Genomic DNA, 17967 nt, shown 5'->3' with positions numbered 1-17967 from the left:
CATGCAGGATAAGATAGAGATACTTAGCGCTGACCTTATGAAAGATCACCCGGATAAACTTAAGCTGGTCGAATACTGGGCAGGCGTGACCCATTATCCGATGGGCTGGCATTATTGGCTGGATTTTATATGGATATTGGATCATTTAGAAAAGATCAAACTGCCCAGGGGTTCATGGATAATGGATGCCGGGGCAGGTAACGGCGTGCTGCAGTTTATTCTGGCGGCGCGCGGATACAACGTCATTAGTCTGGATTTCGCGGAAAGGGACCTGCCGCCCGCGGCAGGCATGATCTTCAATGTGGAACAGCGCAGGCACGGTCTGGATAATTTTGAACACCGTTATAGAAAATTTATAAGCCATAAGAAAAAGAAGCCGGATTGGGGTGTTAAGGGTATTATAAAATATCTCGTTTATGAATTCGCGCCCACCTATATTAACCTGAATATGTGGAAGGAGGCATTCAAGTCCAGGTTCGGCAGCAACGCCTACGGAAAGATAGTGCGTGTCCTGGGGGACTTTACGAATCTGAAGGAGTTTGCGGATGGGGAGCTGGATTGTATTATCTCCGTTTCCGCGCTTGAACATGCCGACCACGCGGATATCAGCAAGGCAGCGGGGGAATTTAACCGTATCTTGAAGAAGTCGGCGTATATGTTTTTAACCGTCAGCGCGGCAAAGGACAAGGACTGGTATTTTCATCCTGCGCGGGGCTGGTGTTTTTGCGAGGATTCCATAAGGAAGATATTCGCCTTAGACGGCTGTCCGGCAAATTTTGTCGATTATGACAACCTGTTTAAAAAATTAAAGGATTCCAACGAGATAAAAAAGAGGGTCTCCAGGTATTATCTCGGCACAGCCGATAGCGGTCTGCCTTTTGGGATCTATGAGCCCAGGTATCAACCGGTGGGTATCGCCAAACAGAAAGAAAAATGTTTACGCTGAAGATATTAAAAGACAGTCAGGATAAGCGCTATAGGGCCGTGGATATCGGCAAGATCAGGGTTTCCGATATCCCCTGCATAAAAGAGGACGATATATGGGAATACAATGATTTATTCTCTGAGGTCGTTGGCAGGAATAGCAGCGCCATAGAATATCTGGTATCGCCTACTCTTACCAGGATAGAGGGGATGACTTTGTTTTATGACAAGGTCTGCAGGTTCATCTATTGCCTTGAACTCATTGATAAAACAGGGGAGAACATCGTCTTTAATAATCTTGACTATAAAGTTATCAGGGCCTTGATCGCCTATGCCGCGGGCAGGGGCATCGAGGTCGGCTATAATCCATACCGTTTGAAGTTATTCGGCCTGGCCGCGGGCATGAAGTTTATCCGCGACGCCGTCAAGGTCATTATAGTCAATACCTTTGCCATCGTCAGTTCAAGGTTTTTCTTTAAGATACCGCATGAGGCGGCATTTGACTGCGCGTTTTATTCATTTTGCGATTACCGCTCTTATCAGGAGGGCGGGCACAGGGATGAATATTTTGACCCGCTCCTGAAATGGCTGGCCGCAAAAGGCAAGCGTATTATGGTATTCAATCAGATCATGCACCACAACAAGATAAATGTCATTTTACGGCATTATTTTGACATATCCAGAACCCGTACCCCTTACAGGAATACCGTGAATTACAGGTATTTGACATTTAAAGATTTATTTTTATCTTTGGTGTACGGAATTTCTAAAAGGCCGAAGATCGCAGGCGGGATGCTGTTCAAGGGGTATGATATATCCGCTCTGGCGCGGCTGTCCTTAAGGGAAGATTTTTACGGCCTGGGCTGGATCAAGGCGTATCTGGATTACTTTTTTGCCAAAGATATCTTAAGCAGGTTTTCAATAGGCAGGATATTCTATCCTTTTGAGAATCATCCCTGGGAAAAGGCATTTATATCAGCCAGGAATGAGATGTCTTCGCCTGTAAAATTGACCGCTTTTCAACATTCAAGCGTATCTTACAAGCTCCTGCAGTATTTTCCCGGCAGGCATGAAAAGGGGGCCGCCTTTATGCCGGACAAGATATTTACGGGGGGCAGGATATTGAAAGACACGATGGAGGCCAGGGGGCATTTTGCCCCCGGTATCGTGGAGGAGGGCTGCGGCCTGCGTTACCAGCATCTTTTCCGCGGGCAGCCGTTTACCGGCAGGATGGGCTCGGCTAAAAAGGTCGCCTACGCCTTCTCTTTCGATTTTAAAAATTATGAGACGATTTTATTTCATCTTATGCGGATCTTTGACAGCAGTGAATATACCGTCTATCTTAAATTTCATCCGGATTTTGTCCACAATATAGATTTCGGGCATATGCTGCCTGAAAACTTTATTGATGCCAGGGGCATCCCCTGGCAGGACATATTCAAAGAGATAGACATATTGCTTTATGACGATAATACCCTGTGCATTGAGGCGCTGAAACACAATATCACTGTGGGATATTTCGCGCTTAACGGGCAGATGTATAATACAGACCGTTTATTCGGTTATAAGCGGAATAAAATAGTGGTCAGCTCAGTGGAGGGATTCAAAGATTATTTGAATATATATTATAATCGGGATCCGGCAAAAAGCGCCGCGGAAACCAAAGAAACAGAGGATTACAACAGGGGTTATATTAGTGATTATTTTTCGGAGATCACCGATGAAAGACTGGCAAGCTTTCTCTGAGAAAGGCGCGGCATGAAAAAAGTGGCCATTACCACCACGACCTTTGGGCAGGGCAGCGAAGAGCCGGTCATCCTGCTCAGGGGCGGGGGTTTTCAGATAACGATGAATTCTTTGGGGAGGAAATTAAAGAAGGAAGAGATCGGCGGTATCTGTAAAGGCGCCTGCGGTATTATAGCCGGAACCGAGATGTTTGACGAGGAGGTCCTTAAGGGCTTACCCGGCCTTAAGGTCATTTCCCGCTGCGGAGCGGGCCTGGACAATATAGACACGCGCGCCGCACAACGGCTTAAGATCAAGATATACAACACGCCCGATGCGCCGGCTCTGGCGGTCGCCGAATTGACGGTTGGCCTGGCCATCGCCCTTTTAAGACGGATAGTTCCCATGGACAGCGCGATAAGAAGCGGCGGCTGGAAAAAGATAACAGGCAATCTGCTTTGCGGAAAAAAAGTGGGGATAGTGGGGTTCGGGAGTATCGGGAGCAGGGTGGCGCAGCTATTGAATGGCTTTGGCTGCGAGATAAGATATACCGATCCGCAGAAGGACGACGGCATACGCGGTTTTAAGAGGGCGGCATTGGATGAACTGCTCGCATGGGCTGATATCGTGTCCGTCCACGCCTCTTTTGCCGGGCAGATTATCGGCCAGGCGGAGATCCGGACCATGAAGAAGGGCTCATACCTGTTGAATCTGTCCCGGGGTGGGGCGGTGGATCACGACGCCCTTTACCAGGCGCTCAAGTCGGGATATTTATCAGGGGCGGCTATCGACGTCTTTGAGCAGGAGCCGTATACCGGCCAGTTAAGGGATCTTGATAACGTTATTCTTACGCCTCACGCCGGTTCCTACGCGCGGGAGGCAAGGATTGATATGGAGTTACAGGCCGTTAAGAATCTTATAAAAGGTTTGGAGGAGGAATAAAATGAAGATCGTGGTATTCGGCGGTTCGGGTTTCTTAGGCAGCCATGTCGCGGATATGCTTAGCGAAAAGGGGCATGAGGTCACGATATACGACCTGAAGAAATCCAGGTATTTGAATAAAAAGCAGCAAATGGTAGTCGGAGACATCCTGGATGAGGCGCTGGTCAATAAGGCCCTGGATGGCTGCGAGATCGCCTATAATTTCGCCGCCATATCCGATATAGACGAATGCGCGGTAAAGCCGCTGGAGGTGGCAAGATATAACGTCATGGGTAATTCCGTGATCTTAGAAGCGGCCAAATCAGCGAAGATCAGAAGGTACCTTTTCGCCAGCTCTAGCTATGTATACAGCAACTACGGTTCTTTTTACAAGAGCAGCAAGCAGGCCTGTGAGTTATTTATACACAGCTATCACGAAAAATACGGCCTGCCCTATACTATTTTGAGATACGGTTCGCTTTACGGAGACAGGGCCAACGCCGGCAATAGTATCTACAAGATCCTGAAGGAGGCGGTCTCAACCGGGAAGATAACCTATCATGGGAGCGGTGATGAGGTAAGAGAATATATACATGCCAGAGACGCCGCGGCGCTGAGCGTTAAGGTGCTCGCCCCGGAATATGAGAATAAGAATATCATGTTAACGGGCAATTATCCCATGCGCTACAGGGATATCCTGGATATGATAAACGAGATGCTGGGCAACAAAATAGAGGTAGTATATACCCGCAAAGACAACGAGACCCATTACAAGCTCACAAACTATAACTATAAGAAGCCTGAGCCGGGGAGGAAGCTGGTCAGCGACCAGTTCATCGACCTCGGAGCCGGCCTGCTTGAGTGCATTGAGGAGATATCAAAAGACGTCGGCGAGAAGGTGGCATGATTAAGGCGGTTATTTTTGACTTTGACGGCGTCATCGTGGAGTCGGTGGATATAAAGACGAGGGCGTTCGCTCATTTATTCAAGGATTATCCCCGGCACATAGACGCTATCGTTGAGTGGCACTTGCTTCACGGCGGCATATCGCGCTTTGAAAAGTTTGAGCATATTTACAAGAATATCCTCCGCCTGCCTTTTTCTGAAGGGTTGAGCGAGGAACTTGGCATTAAATTCAAGGACTATGTGTGCCAGGAGGTAATAAGATGCCCCTTTGTTAAAGGCGCTCAGGAATTTTTAGCCAAGTATTATAAAAAGATATCGCTGTTTGTTGTTTCGGGCACTCCGCAGGAAGAGATCGCCTTTATTGTAAAGGAGCGCGGATTGGAGAAATTTTTTTGCGAGGTCTTTGGTTCGCCCGCTAAAAAGCAGAACCTGATTTCTGGGGTCCTTGAGAAATACGGCTTAGCTGCGCGAGAGGCGGTTTTTGTAGGCGATTCCATAGATGATCATGAGGCGGCGCAAAAGGCGGGCATCAGGTTTATCGGCCGGGTACGGGAGGGACAACGTTTTTCAGGATTAGAGGCAGATTCGCTTATTAATGATATGTTTGATCTGGAAAAATTGATCAATGGCCGGAAAGTATAGATTGCTATCGTATCCATTAGAAGAGGGCATGCCCTTCTACGGCGGAGCCGGGTTATTTGAAATAAAACCGGACAAACAGATAAAGAGAAATGACTCCTGCAACACATTTGAGGTCGGTCTTTCAAACCATGCCGGCACTCATATTGACGCGCCCAGGCATTTTTATGATACGGGCAGGCCGATAGCGGAATTTCCAATAACCGATTTTATTTTCAGCCGTCCGCATATCATAGATCGCCCGAAGGATAAGGACGAGTTGATATCCGAGGATGATGTGCGCGGGATACCAGATGGATGCGACCTGGTTCTATTCAGGACGGGGTTTTATAAATACAGGAAGGATGAGAAATATATGAAGCATAATCCCGGCATATCCGCTGAAGCGGCAAGGCTGCTTAGATCGGAATATCCCTTTCTCAAGGCGGCCGGCATAGACGCGATCTCATTTTCCGCCTTCCAAAACCGCGAGGCCGGAAGGCAGGCCCACGGGATATTGTTAAAGGAAGATGGTTTCCCCGGCGGCCCATTGTTTTTAATAGAGGGCTTGAATCTTGAAGGCAGGTTTGATGATCTGAGGGCTGTATACGCGGTCCCATTATTTATAAAGGGCGTTGACAGCGCCCCCTGCACTGTTTTCGGTGAATTTTATGAAAAGACAAATTAAAAAGGTACTTTTATTTGTTCCTCCGGCGTTTACCTTTAAGGATGATCCGGATATCAATCCGCTTCCTCCGTTAGGGCTGGCATATCTTGCCGCGGTCCTGGAAAATGAGAACATAAAGGTGAAGATCGTAGATTGTTTAATGGAGGGATGGGATAACAGGGCAGAAATAAAAGATAACATCATAAGGGTTGGTTTGGGCTTTGATGAGATCGCCGGGTTTATCAAAGATTTTTCGCCTGATATAGTAGGGGTGAATAATCTATTCACAAGGCAGAGGGAAAACGGGCATGCCATTTACAAATTAGCCAAGAAAATAAGCGGGGGCATTATTACCGTTGCCGGCGGCGCGCACCCTACTGTTATGCCGGAGGCGGTCTTATCCGACAAGAATGTCGATTTTGTGGTGATCGGCGAGGGTGAACAGACGTTCCTTGAATTGATCAGGGCCATAGAAGGCGAGAAAGAGGTCTCGGGCCTTGACGGAATAGCATATAGAGATAACGGCAGCGTAAAACTTATACCAAAAACAAGATTTATACAGGATTTAGATGCGTTGCCTTTTCCCGCGCGCCACTTGCTGGCCATGGAGAAATATTTTGGCTTGAAGTCCTCGCACGGAATGAGGCGCTGTGAAAGGTTCTCTCCCATCATTACCTCCCGCGGCTGCCCCATAGGCTGCACATTCTGCAGCGCCCACAGGGTATGGGGAAAGATGTTCCGCAAAAGAAGCCCGAGGAACGTCATTGACGAAATGGCGGAACTGAAGAATAAATACGGCATCGAGGAGCTCCTGTTCGAAGATGACAATGTTACTTTGGACGTCAAACGCAGCAATGAGATATTTGACCTGATGATAAAGGAGAAGATGGGTTTTAAGTGGGATACCCCAAACGGGGTCGCTGCCTTTTCTCTGGATGAGCCCACGATCGATAAGATGCAGGCGGCGGGCTGCTATAAGTTGAATATCGCGGTTGAGTCGGGAAGCGAGGATGTCCTTAAGAACATCCTAAAAAAGCCGGTAGATTTAAAAAAGGTTAAGTCGTTAATCAAATATGCAAAGAGCATAGATCTTGATGTTAATATCTTTCTCATAATCGGCATGCCGGGGGAAACGATTCAGCAGATGAAAGAAAGTTATCGCTTTGCAGAAGATTTAGGTATTTACGATCCCTTTGTTTCCGTGGCTGCTCCCTATCCAGGTTCAGAACTTTATACTATTTGTTTGAAGAAGGGTTATATCAGTAATGATTTTTTGGACGATCTATATATTACAAGTTGCAGTATTTCTACGGATGCTTGGGATGGAGAGGATATCAGGAGAGTTTTTAAACAAGGTTACAATCGTCTCAGGCTAAAATTGTATAGAAAACACCCCGTATTGTTATTAAACAGACTCATTGAGAAGATTCTCCGATGAAAATAAAATATTATACTAAAGGTCATAATCTGGATCTACTCAGGCAGGTAGATAATAAAGGGGAGATATTCAGTGCCGAAGAACATGCCTATGTAATGGAGAAAGAGTTTGCCGATAGATTTAAATCAAGGGAGGGCCTTTTGTTTTGGGCCTTGTCCGGAGATGGCAAAAGGCTTTCTGACATAGGCTTTTTAATGGACTATATTAATAAAAAGGGATTTACGAATATCCTTTCGTTGGGCGCCGGCAACTGTATTTCGGAATATTTACTTAGATTCGGACTTCCTGGGAATTCCAAAGTTGTGGCGGCTGATTTTGACCCTTATTTGATTGATAAGGCAAAAGAATTGTTGCCCGGTATAACTCCTGTCAGGTTTGACTTTTTTAAAGATGACGTGAGAGAGATTAAAGATAAACTGCTGCCCGGTGGAATTGATTTGGCAGTTTTTTTAGGCTCTTCATACGTTATGGATGACGATAATTTTATCCTCCTGTTTAAGAGATTGAAAGAAATAGGGTGTAAAGAAATAATGGATTTTCAAGGAGGGGTAATCTGTTTAGACAAACTTTTTAATTCATATTTATTGTGGCCTCTTAAAGAATCTTCTTTTATTAGGATGATGTTGGGGAAGCCTCTGGTTAAAAAAGACAGTTATAAGGGGAAGTTCAGCGGTTATCTCAGGAGCCGCGGAGAATGCAGAAGACTCTATAAAAAGGCAGGCCTGAGAATATTTAAAGAGCTATCGGCGGGAAGTTATAGGTATGTATCTATATTGCATGGCAATCCGTAATTCTGAAAGGCACTATGTCAACATATAAGGATTTAATACCGATATCCAGGCCATCGATAGGCAGAGAGGAGATTAACGAGGTGGAAAAGGTGTTTGTCTCTCGTTGGCTAGGACTAGGGGCGTGGACATTGAGGTTTGAGGAAGAGTTAAAGCGGTTTTTAGGGGCAGACAATGCCATCGCCGTCAATACCGGTACAACCGCGCTGCACCTTGCCCTGGATTCCATCGGGATAAACAAGGGTGATGAAGTGATCGTGCCTTCGCTGACCTTTGCCGCCTCGGCCCAGGCGATTATCGCAGCCGGCGCAAGGCCGGTTTTCTGCGATATAGAAGAGGACACTTTTAATATGGACGTCGGCGATATGCAGCGTCGCATCAGCGCGCGCACCAGGGCGGTAATGCCCGTGCATTACGGCGGGCTTGCCTGCGATATGGACAGGATATTGGAGATCAGCCGCGAGAAGGGGATCAGGGTCGTAGAGGACGCGGCGCACGCGTTCGGCTCGTCTTATAAAGGGAAAAAGATCGGCTCTTTCGGCGATGTGACCTGTTTCAGTTTTGACCCTATCAAGAATATCACCTGCGGAGAGGGAGGGGCGGTAGTTACCGTCGACAAAGAACTTATGCAGGTTATGTATAAAAAACGCATCCTGGGAATAGATAAGGATACCTGGAGCAGGTATAAACATAAAAGGGAATGGTTCTATAATGTGACCACCTCGGGCTACAGATACCATATGAGCAATATCAACGCCGCGATAGGCCTGGTGCAACTCAGGAAGATAGAGGGTTTTATCGATAGAAAAAAACAGATAGTCCAGAGATACGATAACGAGTTCAGGGGTATCGCCGATATCCTCCTGCTTAAACGCGACTATGCAGAAACCGCGCCTTTTAATTATGTTTTGAGGGTAAAGAGAGAAAGGGACCGCCTGATAGAGTTCTTAAAAGAACGCGGCATTGATTCGGGGGTGCACTATATCCCAAATCATATTCAGCCGTTTTTTGAGCCCTATAAGTCGGTTTTACCGGTGACGGAAATGGTCTGGCAGGAAATGCTCACCCTGCCCTTATATAGCGAGATGAGCGAAGAGGACCTCAATAAGGTCGTAGGCGCAGTGAAGGATTTTTTTAAATAGGTATTATGGGCACAGATAACCCGAAGGTCAGCGTCTTGATACCGGCTTACAATGCTGAAAAGTTTATTCAGCGTACTATTGACAGCGTTCTGAATCAGACGTTCAGGGATTTGGAATTGATAGTGGTAGACGACGGTTCAAGCGATAAGACCGCAGATATCGTCAGGCAGGCAGGCAGCAGTGATTCAAGGATAAGTTATTTTTATCAGGCAAATAAGGGCTTATCGCATACCCGTAACCGGCTGGCAGCTTTGGCAAAAGGCGAATTTATCGCTTTTCTAGACCATGATGATGAATGGCTGCCGGAAAAGATTGGAAAGCAGTTGGGGCTCTTTGAAAAAGGCGGGCAAACAGGCTTGGTATTCTCCGACGCCTACATTAAGAAATACGGCAGGACGATCGCCACTTGTTTTAAGGAAAGAAGGCCTTTCAGAGGGGATGTCTTTTATCAGTACCTGTTTTCCGATAACTTTGCCCCTTTATTCACGGTTATGATGCCAAGAAGCATCCTCTATGAGTTTCTGCCGTTTAGCCCGGACTACGAAGTGAATGAGGAATTTGACATATTTCTTAAGGTGGCGCGTAAGTATAGGTTTGATTATATAGATGAGCCCTTAGCCGTCTATCATATTCATGGGGGCAATACGATCATGTCTAAATCTCAAAGATTCATAGAGGAGAGTTTCCGCATATTGGATGACTGGATAGCGAAAGATCCGGAAATACTCAGGCGGTATAAAAGGCAGTTAAGAAACAGATACGCGCAGCTGTTTTATAAAAAGGGCCTTATGCTTTTGGAGCGCGGTAATAAAGCAGAGTCCCGTAGGGCTGCCCTTGATTCTTTCAGGCAGAGGGCCTTTAACATGAACGCCGTTAAATTGAGCGTTAAATTGATCCTGGGGTCAGGCAGGGCAGGATGAAGGTATTGTATGTGCATAATTCTCTGGACCTGGGCGGGGTACAGTCCGTACGCTATATGTTTTTAAAGCACCTGGACTCAAAGGTCTCAGGCGTGGATGTATGTTGCCTGGGCCGTAAGGGAAAGATCGGCGAAAAAATAGAGCGCCTGGGCTATAGAGTGAAGGCATTAAATGAGCCGTATGGTTTATCGCGGTTTTCCACCACACTTAAACTGTATAATTATATAAAAAATAATCATTTTGATATCGTCCACTCCGCTCTTTTTTACGCGAATTATCACGGCGCCTTAGCCGCGAGAATGGCCGGAATACCTTTTTTGATCACCGAGGAGCACGGTGAACACTACCTGCATTCGGGCATAAGGCATTTTATCTATCGCGTTGTGGGGCAAAAGACGGCTCAAAGAAGCAGTATGGTTATTTGTTGCAGCGATTATGTTAAACAGGGAGTTCGGCGCACTTACGGCCTCAAGGGCGATAATATGATAGTGCTTAAGAATTTGATAGATGATAAAAGGAATGAGATCAAGCGCCCTAAAGAAGAAGTCAGATCCGGGCTGGATATACCTTTTGATGCGGTTGTCATCGGGACAATATCTTCATTATATTGGATAAAGAATCAAAAGATCCTTATTGACGCCGTCAGGGATTTAAATAAAAATAATCTTTTCCTGGTTATGTCCGGAGACGGTCCGTTAAAGGATGATCTGAAAAATTACGCGCAAAAACTCGGCGTCGGCAACAGGGTGCGTTTCACCGGGCCGCGCGATGACGTAGCCGATATGCTTAATGCTTTTGATATCTTCGCGCTCCCTTCATTGAGCGAGGGGCTGCCTATATGTCTGCTTGAAGCGATGTCAGCGGGGTTGGCCTGCGTTGCCAGCCGCGCTGGAGGCATAACGGAAGTAATAGAGGATGCGGTTACGGGACTGCTTTTCGCTCCCGGGGATATCGCGGGGCTGACCGGCGCTTTGAAACGGGTCATTGATGATGGTGATCTAAGGCGCGTGCTCGGTTCGGCCGCGCGCCGTCACGTATTAAATAATTTTAAGCCGTCTGACTATGTTAACAGGGTCGTGGCTCTATACAAAGGATTGCTGGGGCAATGAAGAAGGGATTGCTTGATCATCTGGTCTGCCCGGAATGCAAAGGCCCTCTGACGCTGCGCGATGAGGTCATGGAGCAAGCAGAGGTGAAAACAGGGCTTCTTATAAGCGGCTGCGGAAAGAAGTTCAACATAGTCGATTTCATCCCGCGGTTCGTTTCGGAAGACAAGTATGTGAAGAGCTTCAGTTTTGAGTGGCAGGTGCATAACAGGACGCAGGTAGACAGTTTCAGCGGATATGATATTTCATCGCGCCAATTCCAGGGCAGGGTTGATTTTCCTCTGTCGCAGTTAAAGGGAAAACTGGTTTTGGATGCGGGTTGCGGCACGGGAAGATTTTCGGAGGTGGCCCTTAAGAACGGAGCGACGGTAGTGGGAGTGGACTTGAGTTTTTCCGTAGATGTGGCATTTAAGAACATGGGCAGGCATCCTTGCGCGCATTTTATTCAGGCCGACCTGTTTAACCTTCCTTTTGCCGAAGAGGCCTTTGACTTTATCTTCAGTTTTGGCGTGCTGCATCACACGCCTGACGCGGCGAAGGCATTCAGGCACATAGCCGGATTAGTAAAGCCGCGCGGCGAAATGTCTATTTTTGTTTATAGTTCCTATAATAAAGGGATCGTCTACTCTTCGGCATTCTGGCGTTTTTTTACGACCAGGCTGCCGAAAAGGATCCTTTATTACCTGAGTTTTATTGCCGTGCCTCTTTATTATCTTTACAGGATCCCGGTTTTAGGCAGCATCTGCAAGATGCTGTTTGTCATACCCATGTGGAAGGACTGGAGATGGAGGGTCCTGGATACCTTTGATTGGTATTCCCCGAAGTATCAATCAAAGCATACCCACTGGGAGGTATTTCGCTGGTTTGAGGAATCGGGGTTCGGGAAGATCAAGATCCTGGAGAATGAGATAACTATGATGGGAACAAAGGGCGCCTGAAATGAAGATATCGGTTGTCATCCCCGTTTATAACGAAGTAAATACCATAAGCGAGGTCATCCGCAGGGTCAGGGACGTCGGCATAGAAAAAGAGATCATTGTGGTGGATGATTGCTCCGCAGACGGCACAAAAGAGCTGCTGCAGGGATTTAAGGAGGACGGGATAAAGGTGTTCTTTCATGATAAAAACAGGGGAAAGGGCGCTGCCTTAAGCACCGGCTTCAAGCACGCAACCGGCGATGCCCTGATCATCCAGGACGCGGACCTTGAATATGACCCTCGGGAATATCCGCGGTTATTAAGGCCAATCCTTGAAGAGGGCGCGGATGTCGTATACGGCTCAAGGTTTTTGAATAAGAATAGCTTGTTGTCATGCAGGCGGTTGTTTCATTTTACTCATCTTTTTGGCAATAAGTTTCTCAATTTCCTGGTCAATTTGCTTTTCGGCACAAAGATCACTGATATGGAGACATGTTACAAATTGATCAAGAGGGACGCGTTAAAAAAAATAAATTTAACGGCGCAGGGGTTTGAGATGGAACCGGAAATAACCGTTAAGCTGATCAAGAAAGGGTTCCGGATCCATGAAGTCCCGATTTCATATCGTCCCCGCGGATACAGGGAGGGCAAGAAGATCTCATGGAGAGACGGATTTATGGCGGTATTTGTCATATTGAAACATAGATTAGAGAGAGAGGGTTAGATGAAGGTGTTATTTTTTCACAGGAACGCTGAGTGGCTGGGCATAGAATATTTATCCAGCGTCCTTAAGAATGCCGGGCACCAGACAGAGCTGCTTTTTGACCCGGGTTCAGGGGACATAGAATACAGGTTTAAAGTCCTGGACAGGTTCTTTGACGTCGGCGAGAAGATGGTCAGAAGGGCCGAGGAGTATTCCCCCGATTTAATAGCCTTTTCCTGCCTGACCAATCTATATCCCTGGGTATCCAAAATGGCAGGTCTTATAAAGCAGCGTATGGATGTCCCGATTATAGTGGGAGGGATACATCCGACTATACTGCCTGCATATGTCATAAAAAACCCCAATATTGATATGATATGCGTGGGCGAAGGCGAGGAGGCGATGCTTGAACTCGTCAACGGCATGCAGAAGGGTGATGTGGACTATTCTACAAGAAATATATGGTTTAAGCGCGACGGCGAGGTCGTGCGTAATCCGTCGCGGCCGCTTATTCAGGACCTGGATTCGCTGCCGTTCCCGGACAAAGACGGCTTCAGGAAATACGGTTGCTTTTCCGACAGGTTATATGTGATGAGCGGCAGGGGATGCCCTCATCAGTGCACTTACTGTTTCAATTCGCACTACAGAAAGTTATTTAATATCAGCGGCAAACCATACGTCCGCCGCAGAAGCGTGGAAAACGTTATCAGCGAGCTCAGGTTCTTCAAGGACAGGTATAAGATAAAAGAGGTATTCTTCTACGATGACATATTCACCATAAACGAGGACTGGGTAAGGAGATTCTGCGAGATCTATAAAAGAGATATACGGCTTCCCTTCAAGATAATGGTGCACCCTCAGGCCGTGAAGAAAGACACGATGAGGCAGCTGGCGGAGGCCGGATGCATCTATACGGATATCGGCATAGAGTCGGGTAATGAAGAGCTCAGGCGCAAGCTGCTTAAAAGAAATATGAGCAACGAGGATATCGTTAATACGTCCAGAACATTGAAGGAGGTCGGGATCAGGTTCTGCACGTTAAACATAGTCGGTTTCCCGACTGAAACGCGCGAACAGATGTGGCAGACATATGATCTGAACAGGCGGATAAAACCCGACGGCACGATCATGACCATCTTTTACCCGTTTCCCCACACGGAATTGACCGATTTTTGCCTTCAAAACGGGTTTTTGCGTAAGGACATTTATGAAAGGATCTGTAACGGCGAAAGCGCCCTCAGGAAAGATACCGACCTTAGGAATATGAAAGAAGGCAGCCTGTTGCAGAATGTGGAGGTAGAGGAGGCCAAAAGGCTGCAGGTGTTGATACCGATACTGACAAAGACGCCGGATTTCCTGCATCCTTTGATAAAAAGGATACCCATCAATGCCTTTACCAGGGTAGTTTCCATATTCTTTTTATCTATCGGCAGGAACCTTTATATTCGCATGAAAGAATCGATAACCATGTTTATCAGATCGCAGTATATATATTCACTCGCGCAAGATAAGGCATTATCACAGAGCAATGAAGACGCTATTGGTAAAACCGTATAACTTAACCGACCATATACAACCGTCGCTGGGCCTGGGCTATCTGGCCGGAGCCATAAGGAGCAGGGGCGACGTCAGGATACTGGACTGTATAAAGGAGAATATAAAAATAGGTCAGTTTAAGAACGCGCTTAAAAGCTATAATCCCGATTTTGTGGGTTTCCAATGTTATACCTTTGACATGGACTTTATCAGAGAGGCATTGTGCGAGTGCAGGAGTTACAGGAGGGGGATTATTACGGCGATAGGAGGGCCGCATCCTTCGGCGCTTCCCAGGGAAAGTTTTGAGTATTTTAACGATTCTTTGGATTTTATTTTTGTGGGAGAAGCGGAAAGGGCGCTGCCGTTATTGCTTGATAAATTGAGCGGCAGTTCGTCGGCCGGCATCTCCGGCATTCCCGGGCTGGCCTTCAGGGACGACGGCACGATTAAGATAAACCAGCGGGAATTTGTCGACGATCTGGATACTTTAGGCATGCCGGCCTGGGACCTGATCCGGCCGGAAGAATACCCTGAGTCCCAGCATGGGGCGTTTTTCAAGAAATTCCCCATTGCCCCGATCATGCTTACGCGCGGATGCCCATTTGCCTGCACCTTTTGCGCGGGGCATATCGTATCGGGGAGGCGGATACGAAGACATAGCCCGGATTTTATAATTAACCAGATAAAATATTTGTATGACAGGCACAAGATCAGGGAGTTCCATATTATCGATGATAACTTTATTTTTGATAAGGTTTACGCCAAAGAGTTCTTGAGGAAACTTATTGACCTGGGCCTGGATATCAGCTGGGCTACTCCCAACGGGGTGCGTATCGACAGCCTGGACGAAGAATTGCTGAAGTTGATGAAGGAGAGCGGGCTTTATTTAATATCTTTAGGCATAGAATCCGGTTCCGACAGGGTCCTGGGCCTTATGAAAAAGAACGTAACGCTCAAGAAGATCCGCGAAGGCATAGAGTTGATACACCGCTTCGGTATAGATATAGCAGGATTTTTTATTATCGGTTTTCCCGGAGAGACCGTCGAAGATATAAAAAAGACGATACGCTTCTCATTGGACCTTGGCTTGATTCGGGCTAATTATTTCACGTATCTGCCGTTTCCCGGGACCGAAAGTTACAGCGGGCTGGTTTCTAGCGGCGAGATCAATAAGGTTAACTGGGACAGATTTTATTTTATGAGCGCCCCTTACAGCCATGGGGGATTATCCAATAAGCAGCTCAGGTCATTACAGCGATCGGCGTTCCTGAAGTTTTATACCAGGCCGCGCATAATATTGAAGAATCTTTTGGGGATCAAGTCCTTCAGGCATTTCGGGTTCCTCTTAAAGAGGTTCTTTCATTGGATAATAATGAAATGAAGAATATCAGGGTACTTTTAATGTCTTTGGCCTTTACATTTCTTTTCCTGTTTCTATTAGAGCTTTCAGGGAGATGGTATTTTTATCAAAAACACCATTTCGGTTATAAGGAATCCTTTCTTTATGAGGGCGATGAGGCCTTAGGTTATAAGATAAGCGCTCAATATAAAGGTAAGCATGGATTATGCTATCGGGGTATGAGAAAAGGCCATTTTGATATAAATAAAGGCAATAAGGTCAGGATCGTCTGCCTGGGAGAATCCACTACCTTTGGCCAGGAGCAGTTTGACAACGCGAAGGTCTGGCCGCAGATCCTGGAAGGGCTCCTTAATAATGGCTCGCAGCCGCCGGACTACGAAGTATTGAATGCGGGCGTCTGCGGCTATGGTTCGAGCAATCTGGCTGCCAGGTTGAGGAAAGACATATTGGCGCTTGAGCCGGATGCGGTGATTATCTTTACCGGTTGGAACCTGGTCGGCTGCCTGAAGTCGAAATACAGCTGGGTGCCGGGAAATGTCTACTTTAAAGGATTGCCCATTTCCGCGAGGGTTAACAATTTCCTGGTAGATAACAGCATTGTTTATTTAAAACTGAAAAACGCCATCGGCGGCCTGTTTAACAACAGACAGAACGCGTCCGGGGCGGGTAAATTTGATGAGGTCTATAAGGACCTTTTGCCGGTCTTTGCCGGAGATCTGAGAGAGATGATAATGATATGCAGGCAAAACAATATAATGCCCATAGTAGTTAAGTATCCTGCCAGGGATTATGATTCGCAGAGATACAGGGATACTATCGATATAATCGAGGGTGTCTGCGGGGAAAATAACGCCCGCCTGCTGGATTGTTCTTCATTTTTTGAATCCCTGGATTATGAATCTCGCTGTAAATATTTCAGCGATATCGCCCATTTCTCAGATCAAGGCAACGAAAAGATGGCGCAGATAATATATTCGGGGTTAGAAGGTATCTTATGACCATGAAAGACGCAAGGCTTATATTCGTGATCATCGTCGGCGCGTTCTTGGTAAGGTTGATTTTGCTTCTCCCCGTTTTACATATAACGCCGGGCGACGTGGAGGGGTATGGGGAATTGGCGCAGAATGTCCTTGATGGGCGGGGCTATTCGATCAACGGGCAGGCAACCTCATGCCATCCGCCGCTTTACCCGTTCTTTATCGCCTCGGTGCTTTATTCATTTAACCATAATTATTCCGCGTTGATAATTATCCAGATATTATCAGGGGCAGTGGTCTGCGCCGTAATATTCTTAATATCAAAGGATATCTTTAATACAAGGGTTGCCCTGATAAGCGCCTTGATCGCCTGTTTCAACCCGGGGTTTGTCAAGATTTCGCAGTACCTGAGAAATGAAAATCTTTTTACTTTTCTGCTCGTTATAGCGATGTTTCTTTTGCTAAGGCAGCTTCGGAAACATACTTTCAGGAATCTAGTCGTCCTTGGCATAGTATTAGGGCTTGCTGTTATGGTCCGCGATATGCTGGTTTTATTCCCCCTGTTTATTTTATCGTTATCAGGCAGGGCGATGTTCCCCAAATGGTATAATATCAGGCAAATTTTGGCAGGGGTACTTATTTTTGTGGCCTTTTTCCTGCTGCCGATATTGCCCTGGATAATAAGGAATTCTCAGCTGCATCATAGATTTACATTGATCACCAATAAGACGGGCATGGGCCTATACGGCTCATATGTTCCGCAGAACGGTAAATTATTCGGGCTGCACCCTAAGGACGATACGACTAAAAAGGCCGACCTGTTGGATTCCGAAGCAGAACGAAGCGACTTTCTGGCAAGGGAGGCGTTGAAATATATCAGGCGCAATCCGCTGAAGGTACTTAAGCTGGAGCTGTTAAAGCTCGGATTTTTCTGGTCTCCGTTTGACTGGGAGATCATCGGATACGGGATATATAATTTTATGTACGTTTTTATAATGCCGTTTTTTATCTATGGTATATTTATCACGCGCAGGAGGCTCAAGGAACTGCTGCCCGTGTATCTGCCTGTAATCTACGCCGTTTTCATCACATTGATCATGTACGGCTCTCCCAGGTTCCGCCTGCCGGTGGAGCCGTATATCATTATTATCGCTTCGGCGGGAATCTACTATTTTGTTTTAAGGTTTTCCAGGAGGATTTACGGTGTCCTGTTGACGGGGTCGTATCTTCTTCTGAATCTTTTCATATATTTTAACTCTTATCAGGCGAAGATATTCGCAAGGTCATTTATGGAAAAGATTCATTTATGGTGATCGATA

General features: G+C 46.6%; 17 protein-coding genes. All 17 read left to right on the top strand.

What is annotated here, in order from left to right; genetic code table 11:
* Window position 1: 1 nt before the first annotated feature.
* From PHR44_07185 to PHR44_07105, 17 genes are read left to right on the top strand one after another with little or no spacing between them, the layout of a single operon-like run.
* Window positions 2–946, top strand: a complete 945-nt coding sequence (locus tag PHR44_07185; protein ID MDD4910439.1) for a class I SAM-dependent methyltransferase — start codon at window positions 2–4, stop codon at window positions 944–946.
* Window positions 934–2670 carry a hypothetical protein gene (locus tag PHR44_07180; GenBank protein MDD4910438.1) on the top strand — a complete coding sequence of 579 codons (1737 nt, stop codon included), beginning with the start codon at window positions 934–936 and terminating at the stop codon, window positions 2668–2670. Before PHR44_07185 ends, PHR44_07180 begins: the two co-directional genes overlap by 13 nt.
* Window positions 2671–2682: 12 nt before the next feature.
* Window positions 2683–3591, top strand: coding sequence for a phosphoglycerate dehydrogenase (locus PHR44_07175; GenBank protein MDD4910437.1), 909 nt, complete (start codon window positions 2683–2685; stop codon window positions 3589–3591).
* A 1-nt stretch (window position 3592) separates the two neighbouring features.
* Window positions 3593–4477 (top strand): NAD(P)-dependent oxidoreductase, encoded by an 885-nt coding sequence (locus PHR44_07170; GenBank protein MDD4910436.1) that lies wholly within the window; start codon window positions 3593–3595, stop codon window positions 4475–4477.
* Window positions 4474–5118, top strand: coding sequence for an HAD family hydrolase (locus PHR44_07165; GenBank protein ID MDD4910435.1), 645 nt, complete (start codon window positions 4474–4476; stop codon window positions 5116–5118). The genes PHR44_07170 and PHR44_07165 overlap by 4 nt, the downstream gene beginning before the upstream one ends.
* On the top strand, window positions 5102–5782 hold the full coding sequence (locus tag PHR44_07160) for a cyclase family protein (GenBank protein ID MDD4910434.1): 681 nt from the start codon (window positions 5102–5104) through the stop codon (window positions 5780–5782). Before PHR44_07165 ends, PHR44_07160 begins: the two co-directional genes overlap by 17 nt.
* Window positions 5766–7199, top strand: a complete 1434-nt coding sequence (locus PHR44_07155; GenBank protein MDD4910433.1) for a cobalamin-dependent protein — start codon at window positions 5766–5768, stop codon at window positions 7197–7199. Before PHR44_07160 ends, PHR44_07155 begins: the two co-directional genes overlap by 17 nt.
* Complete coding sequence (locus PHR44_07150; GenBank protein MDD4910432.1) at window positions 7196–7990, top strand: class I SAM-dependent methyltransferase; 795 nt, start codon at window positions 7196–7198, stop codon at window positions 7988–7990. The genes PHR44_07155 and PHR44_07150 overlap by 4 nt, the downstream gene beginning before the upstream one ends.
* Window positions 7991–8004: 14 nt before the next feature.
* Window positions 8005–9129: a DegT/DnrJ/EryC1/StrS aminotransferase family protein gene (locus PHR44_07145; protein ID MDD4910431.1), complete on the top strand. Its 1125-nt coding sequence runs from the start codon at window positions 8005–8007 to the stop codon at window positions 9127–9129.
* Window positions 9130–9134: 5 nt separating this feature from the next.
* Window positions 9135–10049 (top strand): glycosyltransferase, encoded by a 915-nt coding sequence (locus PHR44_07140; GenBank protein MDD4910430.1) that lies wholly within the window; start codon window positions 9135–9137, stop codon window positions 10047–10049.
* Window positions 10046–11158, top strand: coding sequence for a glycosyltransferase (locus PHR44_07135; GenBank protein ID MDD4910429.1), 1113 nt, complete (start codon window positions 10046–10048; stop codon window positions 11156–11158). The genes PHR44_07140 and PHR44_07135 overlap by 4 nt, the downstream gene beginning before the upstream one ends.
* The gene (locus PHR44_07130; protein MDD4910428.1) at window positions 11155–12093 is read left to right on the top strand and encodes a methyltransferase domain-containing protein; all 939 of its coding nucleotides are present in this window, start codon (window positions 11155–11157) and stop codon (window positions 12091–12093) included. The genes PHR44_07135 and PHR44_07130 overlap by 4 nt, the downstream gene beginning before the upstream one ends.
* Window position 12094: 1 nt before the next feature.
* Complete coding sequence (locus PHR44_07125) at window positions 12095–12796, top strand: glycosyltransferase family 2 protein (protein ID MDD4910427.1); 702 nt, start codon at window positions 12095–12097, stop codon at window positions 12794–12796.
* Window positions 12797–14332 carry a radical SAM protein gene (locus PHR44_07120; GenBank protein ID MDD4910426.1) on the top strand — a complete coding sequence of 512 codons (1536 nt, stop codon included), beginning with the start codon at window positions 12797–12799 and terminating at the stop codon, window positions 14330–14332. It begins immediately after the preceding gene.
* Window positions 14304–15692: a radical SAM protein gene (locus tag PHR44_07115; protein MDD4910425.1), complete on the top strand. Its 1389-nt coding sequence runs from the start codon at window positions 14304–14306 to the stop codon at window positions 15690–15692. The genes PHR44_07120 and PHR44_07115 overlap by 29 nt, the downstream gene beginning before the upstream one ends.
* On the top strand, window positions 15674–16669 hold the full coding sequence (locus PHR44_07110) for a GDSL-type esterase/lipase family protein (protein MDD4910424.1): 996 nt from the start codon (window positions 15674–15676) through the stop codon (window positions 16667–16669). Before PHR44_07115 ends, PHR44_07110 begins: the two co-directional genes overlap by 19 nt.
* Entirely contained in the window at window positions 16666–17961 is a 1296-nt protein-coding gene (locus tag PHR44_07105; protein ID MDD4910423.1) for a glycosyltransferase family 39 protein, read from the top strand. The genes PHR44_07110 and PHR44_07105 overlap by 4 nt, the downstream gene beginning before the upstream one ends.
* Window positions 17962–17967: the final 6 nt, after the last annotated feature.

It is taken from the genome of Candidatus Omnitrophota bacterium (genome assembly GCA_028707125.1).
Classification (GTDB): domain Bacteria; phylum Omnitrophota; class Gorgyraeia; order Gygaellales; family JAQTUX01; genus JAQTUX01.
The sequence above is the reverse complement of the archived record's forward strand: the minus strand, read 5'-3'. Positions and strand labels throughout refer to the sequence as shown.